This window comes from Sphaerisporangium corydalis (assembly GCF_025506355.1).
Taxonomy (GTDB): domain Bacteria; phylum Actinomycetota; class Actinomycetes; order Streptosporangiales; family Streptosporangiaceae; genus Sphaerisporangium; species Sphaerisporangium corydalis.
In genome coordinates this window covers 133833-150439 of record NZ_JANZYP010000003.1, presented here as the reverse complement: position 1 = coordinate 150439, position 16607 = coordinate 133833, and the positions used below count along the sequence as shown (strand labels likewise).

10 protein-coding genes are annotated in these 16607 nt (G+C 72.8%); 7 read left to right on the top strand and 3 right to left on the bottom strand.

All coding sequences use genetic code 11. The features are described from left to right. Positions 1-185 precede the first annotated feature (185 nt). The 3 genes from NYZ98_RS03550 to NYZ98_RS03540 all read left to right on the top strand — a co-directional run bounded on the left by NYZ98_RS03550 (position 186) and on the right by NYZ98_RS03540 (position 5582). A complete protein-coding gene (locus NYZ98_RS03550; protein WP_262840993.1) occupies positions 186-1610 on the top strand; it encodes a dihydrolipoyl dehydrogenase family protein in 1425 nt (474 codons plus the stop codon). A 96-nt stretch (positions 1611-1706) separates the two neighbouring features. Beyond that, positions 1707-2120 carry a hypothetical protein gene (locus NYZ98_RS03545; protein WP_262840992.1) on the top strand — a complete coding sequence of 138 codons (414 nt, stop codon included), beginning with the start codon at positions 1707-1709 and terminating at the stop codon, positions 2118-2120. 210 nt (positions 2121-2330) lie between these two features. Beyond that, positions 2331-5582 carry an amidase family protein gene (locus tag NYZ98_RS03540; RefSeq protein WP_262840991.1) on the top strand — a complete coding sequence of 1084 codons (3252 nt, stop codon included), beginning with the start codon at positions 2331-2333 and terminating at the stop codon, positions 5580-5582. A gap of 60 nt (positions 5583-5642) precedes the next feature. Here the strand turns inward: NYZ98_RS03540 and NYZ98_RS03535 are convergent, their stop codons facing one another. Beyond that, positions 5643-7943 carry a LuxR C-terminal-related transcriptional regulator gene (locus NYZ98_RS03535; protein ID WP_262840990.1) on the bottom strand — a complete coding sequence of 767 codons (2301 nt, stop codon included), beginning with the start codon at positions 7941-7943 and terminating at the stop codon, positions 5643-5645. A gap of 145 nt (positions 7944-8088) precedes the next feature. Here NYZ98_RS03535 and NYZ98_RS03530 point away from each other — a divergent pair, with 145 nt between their 5' ends. The 4 genes from NYZ98_RS03530 to NYZ98_RS03515 all read left to right on the top strand — a co-directional run bounded on the left by NYZ98_RS03530 (position 8089) and on the right by NYZ98_RS03515 (position 13366). Further along, positions 8089-9081, top strand: a complete 993-nt coding sequence (locus tag NYZ98_RS03530; protein WP_262840989.1) for an NAD(P)-dependent alcohol dehydrogenase — start codon at positions 8089-8091, stop codon at positions 9079-9081. Positions 9082-9219: 138 nt separating this feature from the next. Then, complete coding sequence (locus tag NYZ98_RS03525; protein WP_262840988.1) at positions 9220-9972, top strand: hypothetical protein; 753 nt, start codon at positions 9220-9222, stop codon at positions 9970-9972. Positions 9973-10268: 296 nt separating this feature from the next. Beyond that, positions 10269-11186, top strand: coding sequence for an AfsR/SARP family transcriptional regulator (locus tag NYZ98_RS03520; protein WP_262840987.1), 918 nt, complete (start codon positions 10269-10271; stop codon positions 11184-11186). 59 nt (positions 11187-11245) lie between these two features. After that, positions 11246-13366, top strand: coding sequence for an AAA family ATPase (locus NYZ98_RS03515; protein ID WP_262840986.1), 2121 nt, complete (start codon positions 11246-11248; stop codon positions 13364-13366). 66 nt (positions 13367-13432) lie between these two features. Here NYZ98_RS03515 and NYZ98_RS03510 read toward each other — a convergent pair whose 3' ends face one another. Both NYZ98_RS03510 and NYZ98_RS03505 read right to left on the bottom strand, forming a co-directional pair. Continuing rightward, positions 13433-15082: an eCIS core domain-containing protein gene (locus NYZ98_RS03510; protein ID WP_262840985.1), complete on the bottom strand. Its 1650-nt coding sequence runs from the start codon at positions 15080-15082 to the stop codon at positions 13433-13435. Between the two features lie 133 nt (positions 15083-15215). Next, positions 15216-16475, bottom strand: a complete 1260-nt coding sequence (locus NYZ98_RS03505; RefSeq protein WP_262840984.1) for a hypothetical protein — start codon at positions 16473-16475, stop codon at positions 15216-15218. Positions 16476-16607: the final 132 nt, after the last annotated feature.

Below are 16607 nucleotides of genomic sequence, written 5' to 3'. Positions count from 1 at the left end.
GGGCCCGATGAGACCTTCCGTCGGATTACCTGAAAGTTCGATGAGTCTCCGGCTTCGGGCGGGTCCCGGTCGTCGCCCCCGCCGGTGCACCGGTGATCCCGACTGGCGTGCCGGTTTCGGTCGGTGTGCTGGTGAGGCGTGGGACGGCCTGCGGGGAGGGGGTGGGGACCGATATCCTGGCGGCGATGAAACCGACCGAGTACGACCTCATTGTGCTGGGCGCCGGGGCGGTCGGTGAGAACGTCGCCGACCGCGCGGTGCAGGGCGGCCTGACCGCCGTGTTGATCGAGCACGAGCTCGTCGGGGGCGAGTGCTCCTACTGGGCGTGCATGCCCTCCAAGGCGCTGCTGCGCTCCGGCCAGGCGTTGCGCGCCGCCCGGCAGGTCCCCGGCGCCGCCGAGGCCGTGACGGGGGAACTCGACGTGCGCGCGGTGCTCGCGCGCCGTGACGCGTTCACGCACGACTGGTCCGACGAGAGCCAGGTGCAGTGGGCCGAGGGCGCCGGCATCTCGGTGGTCCGCGGCCACGGCCGCCTCACCGGCCCGAAGGAGGTCACGGTCACGGCCCCGGACGGCACGGCGACCGTGCTCACCGCGCGTCACGCCGTGTGCGTGTCCACCGGGTCCGACCCGCTCGTCCCCGGCATCGACGGCCTGCGCGATGCCCGCCCGTGGACGAGCCGGGAGGCGACGAGCGCCAAGACCGTGCCCGCGAGCCTCGCCGTCATCGGCGGGGGCGTCGTCGCGACCGAGATGGCCACGGCGTACGCGGGGTTCGGCACGGAGGTCACGTTGATCTCGCGCAGCGGCCTGCTCGCCGGCATGGAGCCGTTCGCGGGCGAGCTGGTCACCAAGGCGCTGCGCGAGCAGGGGGTCCGGGTCCTGCTCGGCACCAAGACGACGCGGGTGACCCGCTCGGAGGGCGGCGACGTCGTCGTCGAGACCGACGCCGGGGACGTGACGGCCGCCGAGGTGCTGGTCGCGACGGGCCGCACGCCGCGTACGCGGGACATCGGGCTGGAGACGATCGGCCTGACCCCCGGCGACTGGATCGAGACCGACGACACGATGCTCGCGCGCGGCTTCGACTGGCTGTACGCCACCGGCGACGTGACCCACCGCGCGCTGCTCACCCACCAGGGCAAGTACCAGGCGCGGGCCGCGGGCGACGTCATCGCGGCCCGGGCGACCGGCAGGCCGGTGTCGGACGCCCCGTGGGGCGCGCATGTCGCGACCGCCGACCACCAGGCCGTGCCGCAGGTGACGTTCACCGACCCGGAGGTCGCCTCCGTGGGGCTCACGGAGCGGGCCGCGCGCGAGGCGGGCTACGAGATCCGCACGGTCGACTACGAGATGGGCGGCGTCGCCGGGGCGAGCGTGCACGCGGACGGGTACACCGGGACCGCCCGCATGGTGGTCGACGAGAAGCGCAAGGTCGTGCTCGGGGTGACCTTCGTCGGTCCCGACGTGAGCGAGTTGCTGCACGCGGCGACGATCGCGGTCACCGCCGAGGTGCCGCTCGACCGGCTGTGGCACGCGGTGCCCGCCTACCCGACGATCAACGAGATCTGGCTGCGCCTGCTGGAGACGTACGGCCGCCCGGCCACCTGACCGGGTACTCGCTGGTGCTCCCAGAATCGCCGTGCTTAGGTGGTGTCGAGGGTGCTCGCGTCGTTACGTTCGGTGCGCTACGTGGGGTGAGGTGCTGTGGATCCGTTGGTGCTGGCGGCGGGGACGGCGTTGGTGACGGCGATGGCCACCGACGGGTGGGAGCAGGCGCGCGCGGGGGCGGTGGCGTTGTGGCGGCGGGTGCATCCCGAGCGGGTGCCGGCCATCGAGGCCGAGCTGGTAGAGGTCCGCGACGAGCTGCTGGCGGCCCGGCGGGCCGGTGACGTCCCGGCCGAGGAGGGGCTGGTGTCCGACTGGCAGCGCCGGTTGCGCCGCCTGCTGGCCGACGACCCCGGCCTGGCGGCGGAGCTGCGCCGGGTGCTGGACGAGCAGTGGGCGCCGCTGCTGCCCGCCGGGCGATCCCCCGAGCAGGTCGTGGTGCAGAGCGCGACGGTGTCGGGTTCGGCGCGGGTGTACCAGGCGGGCCGGGACCAGTACAACTCAGGCTCCTGACACGCGGCGCACGCGGCGCCCCCGCGTCCCGGCGTGGGTCGAGTCCCGGGCCGCTATCAATGGTTCGCGTTCCCGCAGTACGCGGCGCCCCGCGTCCCGATGGGGGGCCGGATGGCGGTGTTCACCCCAGGCCGGAACATTCCGGACATTTAGTCGTAACTGATCGTCTATACGGTCACGGGCATTACCCGGTTCCTCAAGGAGCGTGTGGTGCCCAGATTCCGCTTCACCCTCTCAGCCCTCCTCACCGCGACCCTCACCGCGACCCTGACCGCGACGATGGCCACGGCACCGGCCGAGGCCCACGACCACCGGCCGCCCGTCCTGGACCTGGAGACGCTCACCGGCGCCCAGGCCGAAGCCCTGATGGCCAAGGGGCGGCTCACCTCCGTCGAGCTCACCCAGGCCTACCTCGACCGGATCACGGCGCTGAACAAGCGCGGGCCGGGGCTGAACGCCGTGACGCAGCTCAACTCCGACGCGCTGCGGCAGGCGGCGCAGGCCGACCGCCAGCGGGCGGCGGGCCACGTCCTCGGGCCGGCGCACGGGCTGCCGATCCTGCTCAAGGATCTGGTCGACGTCACCGGCATGTACACCTCGGCCGGCAACTACTCCCTGCGCGCGTCGTACCCGGCGACCGACGCGGGCATCACCAAGAAGCTGCGCGAGCACGGGGTGGTGATCCTCGGCAAGCTCGGGCTGTCGGAGTTCGCCAACAGTTTCGGCAACCAGCCCTCCGGTTTCGGCAACCTCACCGGGCAGGTGCTCAACGGCATCGACGCCGACCAGAACCCGAGCGGCTCGTCGTCGGGGACCGGCTCGGCCATGGCCGCGGCGCTGTCCACGCTGGGCATCGGCACCGAGACGTCGGGGTCGATCATCAGCCCGTCGAACGCGCAGAGCCTGGTCGGGCTGCGGCCGACCGTCGGGCTCGTCCCCGGGTACGGCATCGCGCCGATCAGCGCGTCGCAGGACACGGCGGGGCCGATGGTCCGCAGCGTGTCGGACGCGGCGATGACGCTCGCCTCGATCGCCGGGCCCGATCCGGGCGCCGACGCGGAGTACCGCGCGATCTTCGGACCCGACTACCTCGCCACCGGCGTCATCCCCACCCCGCCCGCGCAGCTGCCGGACTACATGGCGGCCCTCGACGTGAACTTCGTCCGGGGCAAGAAGATCGGCTACAACGGCACGCTCACCGACGGCACCCCGCTCAAGATCGCCTACGACGCGCTGACCGCGGCGGGCGCGATCATGGTGCCCCGGCCGTTGACGACCGTCGGCACGCTGCCGAACCTGCCCGCCGGGTACGAGCAGCACAAGACCATCGACGAGTACTACCAGCGGCTCGGCCCGCGGGCGCCGATCAAATCGCTGGCCGAGGAGGTGGCCGACAACCAGGCCAACGCCCAGCAGGCCCTGAAATACGGCAACAACAACCACCTCAACGCGGCACTCGCCGACATCTCCCCCGGCGGGCCCAACGAGCTCGCGTACCGGGCGAACCTGCCGGTCCGCAAGGCCGCGTGGCACAAGGCCATCGACGACATGATGACCTACACCGGCTCCGACCCGGCCCAGCCCGCCGACCCGGTGATCGCGATCCTCGGCGGCGTCCCGAGCGGCCCGCAGGCCGGGTACCCGACGATCACCATCCCCATGGGGTACGGCGCCACGAACCGCCGCGCGGTCAACGTGCAGGTCCACGGCAACGCCTACGACGAGTACAACCTGATCGGCGTCGGGTACGTGATCGAGCAGGCCACCCGCCTGCGGCAGACGGCGGGTTCGGTGAACCCGAGCATGTACCGCTGCGCGCGGACGGTCCCGGCCGAGCCCTTCGCCAAGCGCGGCCACTGCAACCCCGACCACGACACGATCATGCGGATGCTCGGCCGCGCGCCCCAGCCGCTGCGGTTCTCGCTGGAGACCGAGTCGGCGCGGAGCCTCGGCGCCCGGCTCGCCGCCGGCACGCTGACCTCCGAGGCCCTGGTCAGGGCGTACCTGTACCGGATCGCGCTGACCAACGCCGAAGGACCGGCCACCCAGGCGGTCCGGGCCGTCAACACCGATGCCATCGAGGAGGCCCGCGCGCTGGACCAGAGACGCGGCAGGGACAAGAAGCCGCGCGGGCCGCTGTACGGCCTTCCCGTCCTGCTGGACGACGGGTTCGACGTGGACGCGATGGCGACGACGGGCGGCTCGATCGCCCTGCAGGACCTGCGGCCGTCCGGTGACTCGACGGTCGCGGCCAGGCTCAGGGCCGCCGGGGCGATCATCCTCGGCAAGACGAACGTCTCCGAGCTGAACGGCGTCTTCGACGCCAACATGCCGAAGGGGTACTCCTCGCTCGCCGGTCAGGTGCTCCTGCCGTCCGACACCGACAAGACCCCGGCCGGTTCGTCCGCCGGTTCCGCGGCGGCCACGGCCTCCGGGCTGGCCGCGTTCACGATCGGGATGGAGACCTCCACCGACTCGGCCCAGCTCGTGGCCCCCGCGGACGCGGCGGGCGTCGTCGGCCTGAAGCCGACGGTCGGGCTGGTCAGCCGTACCGGCATCCTGCCGGTCGCCCGGTCGCAGGACGCGCCGGGCCCGATCGCCCGCACGGTGTACGACGCCGCGAGCGCGCTCACGGTGATCGCCGGACCCGACCGGGCCGACCCGGCGACGGCGGGCGCGCCCGTCAGGAACTACACCGAGGGCCTGACCACGACCTCCCTCCAGGGCAGGCGGATCGCCGTCGTCGCGAGCACGGCCGAGCCGTACCCGTCGATGGTGACCGCCCTGCGGACGCTCGGGGCCACCGCCACCGAGGTGTCCTTCGGCGCGCCGAGCCCCGACCCGGCGAGCATCGTGCCGTCGGAGTTCAAGCGCGACCTGAACGCCTACCTGTCCGGCGTCCGGCGCGGCCCGGGCGCCCGGTCGCTGCGGGCGGTCATCGACTACAACGACGCCAACCCCGTGGAGGGCCTGAAGTACCAGCAGGGTCAGCTGCTCGCCGCCCAGGCCGTCGACCTGTCCGACACCGCGACCGGCGCGGCGTACCGGGCCGACCTGGAGGCGGGCAGGGCGTCCAACCGCGCGGTGATCGACGGCATCCTCACCAACGGGACACCCGACGACAGGTCCGACGACTTCGACGCCGTCATGGTGCCGAGCGGCAGCGCGCTCGTCGGGTACGCCGACCGCGCGGGCTACCCGGCGCTGACGCTCCCCGCCGGGTACGGCGCCACCGCCAGCTCGGCCGGCCACAACCCGATCGGCGTCACCCTCGTCGGCCCGGCCTTCGGCGAGGCGTCCCTGCTCGCGGGCGGCTACGCCCTCGAACAGGCGACGAACGTGCGCCTGGCCCCGAGTTCCACCAACCCGAGCATGTGGCGGTGCGTGCCCGGCAGCACGTTCTTCACCGGGGAGCTGTGCAACCCCGGCGACCGCCTGCTGGAGTCCCGGGGCCACCACTGACCCGCGGGGGCCCGCGCCGCCGGCCGGCGCGGGCCTCCAAGGGCGACCGGGCACTCAGGGCTACTCCCTCGGCGACGACATCCAGACCGCGATCTGCGTACGGGAGTTGAACCCGAGCTTGTTCAGGATGGCGCGCACATGGCTGTCGACGGTGTGCTCGGAGATGAACAGCCGCGCCCCGATCTGCTTGTTGCTCAGGCCATCGGCGACCAGCCGCGCCACCTCCGCCTCCCGCTTCCCGAGCGGCGCGTCCCCCGCGTCGTCCGGGACGGCGGGGGCGGCGGGGGCGGGTTCGCCGAGCGCGAGCCTGACCGCGTCGTCCCGGCTCATGCTCCGTCCGGCCTCGAACTCGGCCGCGTACCCGGGCGCTCCGAGCGCCGCCACGGCCGACGCCTCGGCCCGGGTCAGCAACGGGACGAGGAACGGCAGGACGCTCGCCCCAGCGCCCGTCCGCACGGTCTCGGCCGCCCCGAGCAGCCGCGCCGCGAGCGCCGCCCGGCCGGAACCGGCGGCGTGGCAGCCGAGGGCGTCGAGCTGGAGGTACTGTCCCACCCGGTCGTCGATCCGGTGGGCGATCCGCAGCGCCTCGGCGAACAGCGGCCTGGACCCGTCGAGGTCACCGGCGATCAGCGCGGCGGAGCCCATGTTGATCAGCATCATGTCGAGGCTGTAGAGGTCGCCCGCCTCCCGGCTGAGACGCACGCCCTCCGCCGACGCGGACCTGACCGCGTCGAGGTCGCCGTCCAGCAGCCCGTTGAGCGCCCGCGACTGGAGGTGCATGAGCGTCGCGGGCAGGTCGTCGATGCGCTCGGTGACGGCCCTGGCCTCCTCGGCCAGGCGCCCGGCCGACGAGCGGTCGCCCGCCATGGTCGCGGCCATCGACGCCAGCGAGAGCGACTGGGACAGCAGGCCGGGCGGTCCCGCCTCCCGGGCCGCCGTCACCGCCCGTTCGAGCGCCGGCCGGGCGGTCACCGGATCGGACTGCAGGGTGGCCAGGAACCCGCGCATGAACCACGCCTGGGCGTGCGCCCGCCGGTCGCCGCCCCCGGACGCGAGCAGCTCGTCGATCCACCGGACGCCCTCGCTGGTGGCGCGCGTGATCCAGTAGTAGCCCAGGGAGTAGGCGAGGGCGATCCCGCGCGCGTGCTCCCCCCGGGTCAGGCATCGCCGCAGGACCGACCGGACGTTGTCGATCTCCAGTTCCATCCATTCGAGCCACTCGGGGAGCCGGTACTGGGCCTCGGCCGCCGACCGCCCGCAGCCCGCCAGGTAGTACTCGGCGAAGCGGCGTTCGACGGCCCCCTCCTCGCCGGCGTCCGCCAGCTTGAGGCCGGCGTACTCGCGCATGGTCTCGTGCAGGCGGTAGCAGGCGAGGCCTCTGACCTCCTCCTTCATCACCAGGGACTTGTCGACCAGCGACGACAGCACCTCCAGCGCCCGGGCCGGCGGCACCTCCCCGGTCGCGCAGACCGACTCGATGTCCTCGAGGGTGAACCGGCCGGCGAACACCCGTAATCGCCTCAGCAGCGTCTGCTCGCCCGCCGCCAGCAGGTCGTGGCTCCAGTCGATGGTGGTGCGCAGCGTCTGGTGGCGCGGCAGCGCGGTCCTGCCGCCCCCGGTGAGCAGGCCGAACCGGTCGGTCAGGCGGCCGAGGATCTGCTCGACCGAAAGGACCCGGGTCCGTACGGCCGCCAGCTCGATCGCCAGCGGCAGGCCGTCCAGGCGGCGGCACAGGTCGGCCACCGCCTCCTGGTTCGCGGCGGTCAGCTCGAACCTGCCCGATCCGGCCTCGGCGCGTTCCGCGAACAGCATGACCGCCTCGTTCTGCCTCAGCCGGGCGAGCGGCCCGGCCGCGTGCGCCGACGGCAGGTCCAGGGGCGGGACGGGGACCACGTGCTCCCCCGGCACCGACAGCGGCTCCCGGCTGGTGGCGATCACCCGCACGCCCGGCGCGGCCTTCATGACCTCGGCCACGAGCCGGGCGGCCGATCCGAGCAGGTGCTCGCAGTTGTCCACCACCAGCAGCAGGTTCTTGTCCCGCAGGTAGGACAGCAGGAAGGCGAGGGGCTCGGTGGCGGCCTGGTCCCGCAGGTCCAGCGCGGCCATGGCGGCGTCGCCGACCAGCGCGGCGTCCCTGACCTCGGCGAGCTCGACCAGCCACGCGCCGCCGGGGAACCCGCGCCTGAGGTCGGCCGCGGTCCGGAGCGCGAGGCGCGTCTTGCCGACCCCGCCCGGCCCGGCGAGGGTGACCAGGCGGGCCTCGGTGAGCTTCTTCCTGATTTCTGCGAGCTCACGGCGGCGGCCGACGAAGCTGGTCGTTTCGGCCGGCAGGTTGCCGGAGTGGCGCGGGGGTCTGGCCATTTGACTCGGACATTACTACCGCCGCGCGCACCCGCCGCCGGCCGGACGGCCATCGGATCACGAATTCCCGTGATCCCGGCGCGGCGCCCGCTCCCTAGGCTGGCGAGCACGACCGCGGAGCCGGTGGCAGATCGAGAGGAGCCCCATGAAGGCGATCCGTTACTACGCCTACGGCCCGCCCGGCGTCGTCACGCTGCGGGACGTCGACATGCCCGCCGTCGGCGACGACGACGTGCTGGTCCGCGTGCGCGCGGCCTCGGTCAACCCGCTGGACTGGCACTTCATGCGGGGCAAGCCGTACGTCGCCCGCGCGACGGCCGGGTTGAGGCGCCCGAGGACCCACGGGCTGGGCAGTGACATGGCGGGCACCGTCGAAGCGGTGGGAAAGAACGTCACCCGGTTCCGGCCCGGGGACGAGGTGTTCGGCGGCCGGGGCGGGAACCTCGCCGAGCGCAGCGCGGCGTTCGCCGAGTACGCCAGCATCCCCGAGAGCGGGATGATCGTGACGAAGCCCGCCGGCCTGACCTTCGAGCAGGCGGCGTCGGTACCGGTGGCGGCGATCACCGCCCTGCAGGCCCTGCGGGACAAGGGGCGGATCCAGCCGGGGCACCGGGTCCTGGTCAACGGGGCGGCGGGCGGCGTCGGGACCTTCGCCGTGCAGCTCGCCAAGGCGCTGGGCGCCGCCGAGGTGACCGGCGTGTGCAGCACCCCGAACGTGGACATGGTCCGGTCGATCGGCGCCGACGAGGTCGTCGACTACACCAAGGAGGACTTCACCCGCACCGGGCGGCGGTACGACCTGCTGGTCGACATGGTGGGGAACCGGACCCCGGCGGAGTTCAGGCGGGTCCTCTCACCCAGGGGGGCGCTCCTGGCCGGCGCGCCGGCCAAGGGGCAGTGGATCGGTCCCCTGGCCGGCATGGCCAGGCTCGTGCTGATCTCCCAGGTCGTCAGCCAGCGGATGGTCCCCTTCCTGGTACGGGAGAGCGCCGGCGACCTGACCGTCCTGTGCGACCTCCTGGCGGCCGGGACGATCACCCCGGTCATCGACCGGACGTACCCGCTGAGCCAGGTCCCCGAGGCCCTCGCCTACCTCGAAGAGGGCCACGCCAGGGGGAAGGTCGTCATCACCGTGTAGCCCGGCGGGGCCGTGGTGCCGGCGGGGCCGTGGTGCCGCCGGTCGTGCTGCCGGCGGGGGCCGTGATGCCGGCGGTCGTGGTGCCGGCGAGGATATAACGCGTTGCCGTCGTGCGGGGGCCTGTGGTGGGGTACCGGGATGACCGACGACCCAGGGGCGGACGCGTTCTCCGCCCTGCTGGCCCGCGTCGCCGCCGATCCGGCGGTCGCCGGGGCCGTGCTCAGCGGGTCGCGGGCCCGGGAGGGCATGGCCACCAGCCGGTCCGACCACGACGTCTACCTGGTCACCGCCGACGGCCTGACGGTCGCCGAGGAGCGCCGTGACGCGCTGCTGGACGTCGTGGTCCTGACCCTGGCGGAGTTCCGGGCGCACGCGCTTCCGGGGTCCGGCTTCGAGTGGAACCGGTACGCCTTCACCCACGCCCGCGTCCTGAAGGACCGGCCCGACGGCCTCATCGGCGACCTGGTGGCCCGCAAGGGGGCGCTGTCACCCGAGGAGGCCCGCGCGACGGCCGCCGCCTCGCTGGACGCCTTCGTCAACGCGGCCTACCGCTGGCTGAAGAACGACCGCGACGGGCACGCCACCGAGGCCCGCCTGGACGCCGCCGAAAGCATTCCTCCCCTGCTGACCTGCGTGTTCGCCCTCCACCAGCGGGTGCGCCCGTACAACAAGTACCTCGGCTGGGAACTGCGCAACCATCCCCTGGGGCCGCCGGCCTGGCGGCACGAACGCCTGCTGCCCGACCTCACGGCGGTCCTGTCGCACGCCGCGCCACGAACCGCCCGCGAGCTCTTCCTGAACCTGGAGCCACTCGCCCGCGCCGCCGGTCATGACACGGTCCTGGACGCCTGGGGCGACGACCTCCGCCTGCTGCGGCGCGGTCCGGGCTGAGGAAGAACACTCCACACTCTTACCGAAAATCAGCCAATAAAGGAGATAAGTCCCATTATGGGGCGCAATTCAGGTCAAGCTCGGCGATCGCGATGGGCACGCCGCTCAGGGCAGTGGCGTCCCGTTGCGTTGTGTCCGTATTGGGTGGACATGGTGGGAAATGCCCCCTGGCCAGGCATGGGGTAGGTCACTTAGGCTGTGCCGAGTACGTCGCAGAGATCGGCTGCGTGGCTCCTGTCCGTCTGATGGGAGAAATAGGTCTGGTGCACGATTTAACCGTCAGATTATTCGGATTCGTGTCGATCAATCAGGGCAGTCGGCCCCTTCCCGCGCCGCCGACGAAAGCGCTGGAACTTCTGTGTTATCTGCTCATATACCGCGATCGTGCGCATACCCGTGACGGACTGGCCGAGGTCCTGTGGCCGGAGGGCGACTCCACCGTCTCCAAGCGCTACCTGCGCCAGACACTGTGGAAGCTGAACACCTCGCTGCGGCACGGCCCGCTCAGCGAACCCGAGGAGGCGACGGCCCTCGTCGTCGACCGTGACCGGGTCCATGTCGACCCCGGCTCCTCCTGGGTGGACGTTGGAGCGTTCGAAAACGCCCGCGCCGCGACCCGCGACACCCCCGGGCACCGCCTGACCGAGGCCCAGGCGCGGCTGCTGGAGTCCGCCGTCGGGCTGTACCGCGGCGACCTGATGGAGACCTCCCCCTACGACTGGTGCGGGTACGAGCGCGACCGCCTGCGGGTCACCTACCTGGCCATGCTCGAACAGCTCATGGACTACTGCGAGGCGTGCCGGCTCTACGCCAGGGGGATCGCGTTCGGCCAGGTGATCCTGCGGCACGACCTGACCAGGGAGACCACCCACCGCAGGCTGATGCGCCTCCACCTCGGCGCCGGCGACCGCACCTCGGCCATGCACCAGTACGACCAGTGCCACGCGGCGATGACCGGCGAGCTGGGCGTCCGGCCCTCCTCCTCGACCGTGTCGCTGTACGAGCAGATCCGCGACGACCGCGTGGCCGACCTCCCGGCGACGGCGGCGGCGGCCGAGGCGGACGCGCCGCCGTCGGCGGTGACGGACGCGCTGGCGAGGCTCAACGTCCGGCTCGACCAGATCCAGGCGAGCCTCGCGACGCTCCAGCGGAGCCTGCACCAGGTCAGGTACGGCCCGCCCGGCGACGACTCTGGAACGCTCCCGCCAGGCTAGGCGCCCGCTGAGACGCCCGCACCTGATCTCGACCCGACGTCCCCGCGGAAGGCCGGTCCATGGAAGATGACACCAAGGCGTACCAGACCACGCTCCAGCACGTGCTGGCCGAGCTGGCCCGCCTCGACCTGCTGCTCCGCCTGCTCATGGAGCGCGCGGACGCCGAACCCGAGGACGCCGGGGCCCGGGCCGAGGAGACGGACGCCGGGGCCCGGAGTGAGGAGACGGACGCCGGGCTAGCGGAGGCGGAGCGGCTGGCGGGCGAGATCGGCGAGCGCTCCGCCGCCGGGCTGGACCAGGGCGCGTTCCTCCGGCTGGTCGTCCTGGCCCGGCTGTTCGGGCTGACCCGGTTCGACGTGGACGTCATCGTCATCTGCCTGGCCCCCGAGATCGACCGGCGGTACGAGCGCCTGTACGCCCACCTCCAGGACGACGCCACGCTTCACACTCCCACGGTCGAGCTGGTCCTGGACCTGCTGTACGCGGACCTGCCGACGAGGATCGCCGCGCGCGCGAGGTTCGGCGCCGGCGCGCCGCTGCTCCGGCACCGGCTGGTCACCCTCACCGGCGACGCCTCCCGGCCCGCCGGGCCCCTCCTCACGCGCAGCGTGGCCCTGGATCCGCGGATCGCCCGGTTCCTGCTGGAGGACGACGAGCCCGAACCGCTCCTGCGCCCGTACGCCCGGCTGGTGGAACCCGTCACGCCGCTGGACCGGCTGGTCCTCCCCGCCGGCCTCCGGTCCCGGCTGGCGGGCCTCGCCGGGCACCTCGACTGCGATCTGGTCCTGCACTTCCACGGTCCCGCCGGCACCGGGAAGCGCACGGCCGCCGCCGCGCTGAGCCACGCCTGGGGCGCCGACCTGCTGGTGGTGGACGCCGAGTCGCTGGCCGGCCTCCCGGAGGAGGACTTCACGTCGCTGGTCGCGCTCGCCGACCGCGAGGCGCGGCTGCTGGGCGCGATCATGTACTGGGAGAACGCCGACGCCCTGCTCACCGACCGGCCACGGCGGGCCGCCCCGCTGCTGGCGATGCTCCAGGCGTCGCCCTGGCCGGCCTTCCTGGCCGGGACGGCGGCGTGGGAGGCCGTGGACGTCCCGGACGGCCTGACGGTCGCCGGCGTGGAGTTCCCGGTCCCCGGGACGGCGGAACGCCTGGGGCTGTGGCGCGCGGCGCTCGGCGGGATGGGCGTGGACGCCACCGGTTTCGACCTGGCCGCGCTGTCCGGCCGGTTCCGGCTGACCGGCGGCCAGATCGCCGGGGCGGCGGCGGCCGCGCGCGGGCTGGCGTACGCGCGCACGCCGGACGCGCCCGTGGTGACCGGGGACGACCTGGCGGCCGCGTGCCGCCGCAGGTCCTCGGGCGGGCTCGCGGCCCTGGCGCGGCGGGTCCCCACGCGCCACACCTGGGACGACATCGTGCTGCCCGCCGACCGCACGCGTCAGCTCCAGGAGATCCACGACCGCATCCGGCACCGGTCCACGGTCCACGAGACCTGGGGGTTCGGGGACAAGGTGGCGGGCGGCGGCGGGATCGGCATCCTGTTCACCGGGCCGCCGGGGACGGGCAAGACGATGGCCGCCGGTGTGCTGGCCGGCGCGCTGGGCCTCGACCTGTACAAGATCGACCTGTCGACCATGGTGAGCAAGTACATCGGCGAGACCGAGAAGAACCTCTCCCGCGTCTTCGAGGAGGCCGAGCGGGGCGAGGCCGTCCTGTTCTTCGACGAGGCCGACGCGCTGTTCGGCAAGCGCACCCAGGTGCGCGACGCCCACGACCGCTACGCCAACTTGGAGACGAGCTACCTGCTGCAGAAGATGGAGGAGCACGAGGGCGTGGTCGTCCTGGCCACGAACCTGAGCAAGAACATGGACGACGCGTTCGTCCGCCGGCTGCACTTCACCGTCGACTTCCCCGTGCCCGGCACCGAGGACCGGCTGCGGATCTGGACCCGGGTCTGGCCGCGGGAGGCGCCGCTGGACCCCGGCCTGGACCTGGAACGGCTCGCCCGGGAGGTGGACCTGCCCGGCGGCAACATCCGCAACATCGCCCTGACCGCCGCCTTCCTCGCCGCCGCCGACGGAGGGACGATCACCATGGCCCACCTCCACCGGGCCGTCGCCGGCGAGTACCAGAAGATGGGCAAGATCCTCCCGGCGGAACGGTTCACCGGCGCCCGCTGACCCGGCTCACCGGACGCCGGCAGGGGTGACTGGACGCCCGCAGGGGTCACCGGACGCCGGCAGGGGTCACTGGACGTTGCGGAGTTCGGCCGGGAGGACGTCGAGCAGCGCCCGTCCCCTGCCCAGGAGGCCCGCCGCCCCCGTCTGGTCGAGGACCATCGAGCCCTGGGCGTGCCATCTGTCCTTCACGGGCCCACGCGGCGGCGGGCCGGCCGTCTTCATCCCGCGGGTGTGGGGGACGAGCACGCCCCCGTCGTCCACCCGGAAACCGAGGTGGTCGTAGATCGCCTTCACCTTGTTGTTGAGCGCCCAGAGCTCGATGGCGTTCTTGTTCTCCTTCTTGGCGTGCAGCACCGTGAACACCAGCGAGGCCTCGCCGACCTTCCTGACCGGGCTCGCGGAGTCGATGTTCTCGGGGTTGGCCGCCAGGTTGGAGAGGTAGACCTTGTCGGTGAGGATCATCAGCTCGACGACGCTCTGGATCTTCCCGGTGGGGTCGCGCAGGACCCCGATGGGCTGGGATCCGCCGAGCGCTTTCTGCACCGATTTGGCCTCGTTCAGCGCGCCGGACATGTGAATGCTGCGGTTCTTCGCATCCTTGTACGTCTTGCGGAAGTCCACGGCGTCCGCGTACTTGCCGGGGTCCGCGTCGTCCGGGTAGTAGGCCCCCTCCCTGCGCCGCTTCGACACCTCACCGGACATGTTCATGTAGGTCTTCCGCATGAGATCGACCCGGGCCTCGGCGTACTGCACCCATTCCCGCAGCGCCTTTCGCACCTCGGCCTTGTTCGAGCTGTTCAGATATTCGGCGGAGAAGCGCCCGGCTCCTGGGCCCTGTGCGGGGACGGGGACCGGTTGTTGCTGCGGTAGCGGCTGCTGGACGTTGCCCAGGGCCGCCCCCTGCGGCTGCTGGACCAGGAGCGCGGCCAGCCGCTTGACGTCCTCCTCCTTCCCGAGGTCGAACGTCCCGTGGTCGAACGGATCGTTCACGATCTCGGACATGCGCGCTTTGAGCTTGTCGCCGTTGATGCCCATTTTGGGATCGGCCCAGTCGGGAGGCATCTGCACCGCGAACTTCTTCAGGGCCAGGCGTGCGGCGCGCCAGTCCTCCAATTTCGTCCCGTTCACGAACGTCGCCGTCCGCTGGACCGGCCCTCCGCCGCCGGACGAGGCGGCGGCGCGCGACGGCTCCGGGGCGGCGAGCCCGCCGGCCACCCGGTCGGCCTGCCTCTCGTGGGCGTCGCCGGCCGCGCCCACCGACCCGTGCGGCCCCACGTGCCCGTGCGACTGCTGCACCACATGGGTCAGCTCGTGCGCCAGCAGCCGCCGCCCCCCCGAGGTCGACGGCGCGTACCCGCCACGGCGGAAGAACACGTCGGTGCCCGTGGTGAACGCCTGCGCGTTCAGCGACTCCGCGAGCCGGTCGGCCCGATCGTCGGTGTGCACCCGCACCCGGCCGAGGTCGGCCCCCAGTCGCCGGCCCATCGCCTCGGCCACCCCTGGGGACAACCGCCGCCCGCCGCCCCGGGCCGCCTCGATCTCCCGCCGCGAGTCCCCCTCCAGCCGCCCGCCCGCCGGCCCGGCGGCCGTCGCCCCGCCGCCGCGGATCTCGGCCTTCCGCTGGACGTGCCCGCACGGGGCGGCGGACGCCTGGACGGGCGCGGGCGCGCGGCCAGCGGTCGTGCGGCCGGTCGTGTCGAACTGGCGAGTCGTCATGTGGCCCTCCGAATGCGGATGCCACCACATCCGCGGTCGCCTGGTCGTCGTGTCCCCGTAGCGAACGGGATCCTTCCGGTGGGGCGGTCCTGCGGCGCCGCCCGGCGTCGGCGCCCACGCCCTGCCAGGCCGGTCATGTGACGCCGCGGAGCTCGTCCGGAAGGACGTCGAGCAGGGCCCTTCCCCTGCCGAGGAGGCCCGCCGCCCCCTGCTGGTCGAGGGTCATCATTCCCGCCGTCCTGTCGTGCCACGCGCTTTTCGCCGGGACGCGCGTACCCGTGCCGTCGATGGTCTTGTCGCCTTTCGGGTGGGGACCGGGCACGCCTTCCACCCGGAAACCGAGATGATCGTAGATCGCCTTCACCTTGTTGTTGAGCGCCCAGAGCTTGACGAGATCCTTCTGTTCCTTCTGGCTCTGGAGCACGGTGAACACCAGAGACGCCTCGCCGACCCTCCTGACGGGATTCGCGGAGTCGATGTTCTCGGGATTGGCGGCCAGGTTCGACAGGTACACGTACTTCTTCATGATCGACAACTCGACCACGCTCTGGATCTTCCGGGCGGGGTCGCGCAGCACGCCGATGACCGTGGACTTGGTGCTCGGCCGACGGACCGCCTGGTCCACCGTCTCCGCCTCGCCCAGGGCGCCCGCCATGTGAACGGCGCGCGTCCTCGCCTGCTTGTACTCCTTGCGGAACTTCTCGGCGTCGGCGCCGGTGTTCGGGTCGCCCGGATAGTACGCACGCTTCTGCCGCCGGTCCTGCACCTCGGGTTCCATCGCCAGGTGGGTCTTTCTCAGGCCGTCCAACCGGCTCTGCGCGTACGCCGCCCATGCCCTGAGGGTGGTGGACACCTCGACCCGGTTGCCGAGGTTCAGGTATTCGGCGGAGAAGTGCCCGGCGGCCGGCGGGGCCGAGGGGACGGCGGTCACCTGCTGCGGCGGGGGCCCGGGCGGCGGAGCGTTCTGCGGGCCCGTCGGGGGCGGCTGCCCGACCGGATTCTGCGGGCCTGTCCCGGACGGCCGCCCGATGAGGAGGCCGGCCAGTCTCCGGACGTCCTCCTCCTTGCCGAGGTCGAACGTTCCGTGCTGCGTCGGCGAGGACTTGATCGCCGCCAGCTCCGTCTCCAGCGTGTCCTGTCTGACCCGGTCATCGGTGCCGATCCAGTCCTTCGGCATCTCCACCTTGTGCTTCGCCAGGGCCATCCGCACCGAACGCCACTCGGTGCTCACCGCCCCGTTCGTGAACGTGGCCACCCTCTGGACCGGCCCCCTGGCCCCGGGGGGCGCGGGGGCGGCGACCGCGCGGGCCGCGCCGGTCTTCGGCCTGCCGTGACCGGCGGCGGGCGCCCGTCCCCCCGTGACGGGTCCGGCCGTGCCGAACTGACGACTCATGATGTGGCCCCTCCGCGGACCGGCGCCACCGCTTCCACGCTCCCCGTGGCCGGCGCTTCCCGCGAACGGTATACCGGGCGGCCGTCCCCGGGAACGGCTGCGGCGGCGTCTGCGGGGGCGTCGCCGCGACGG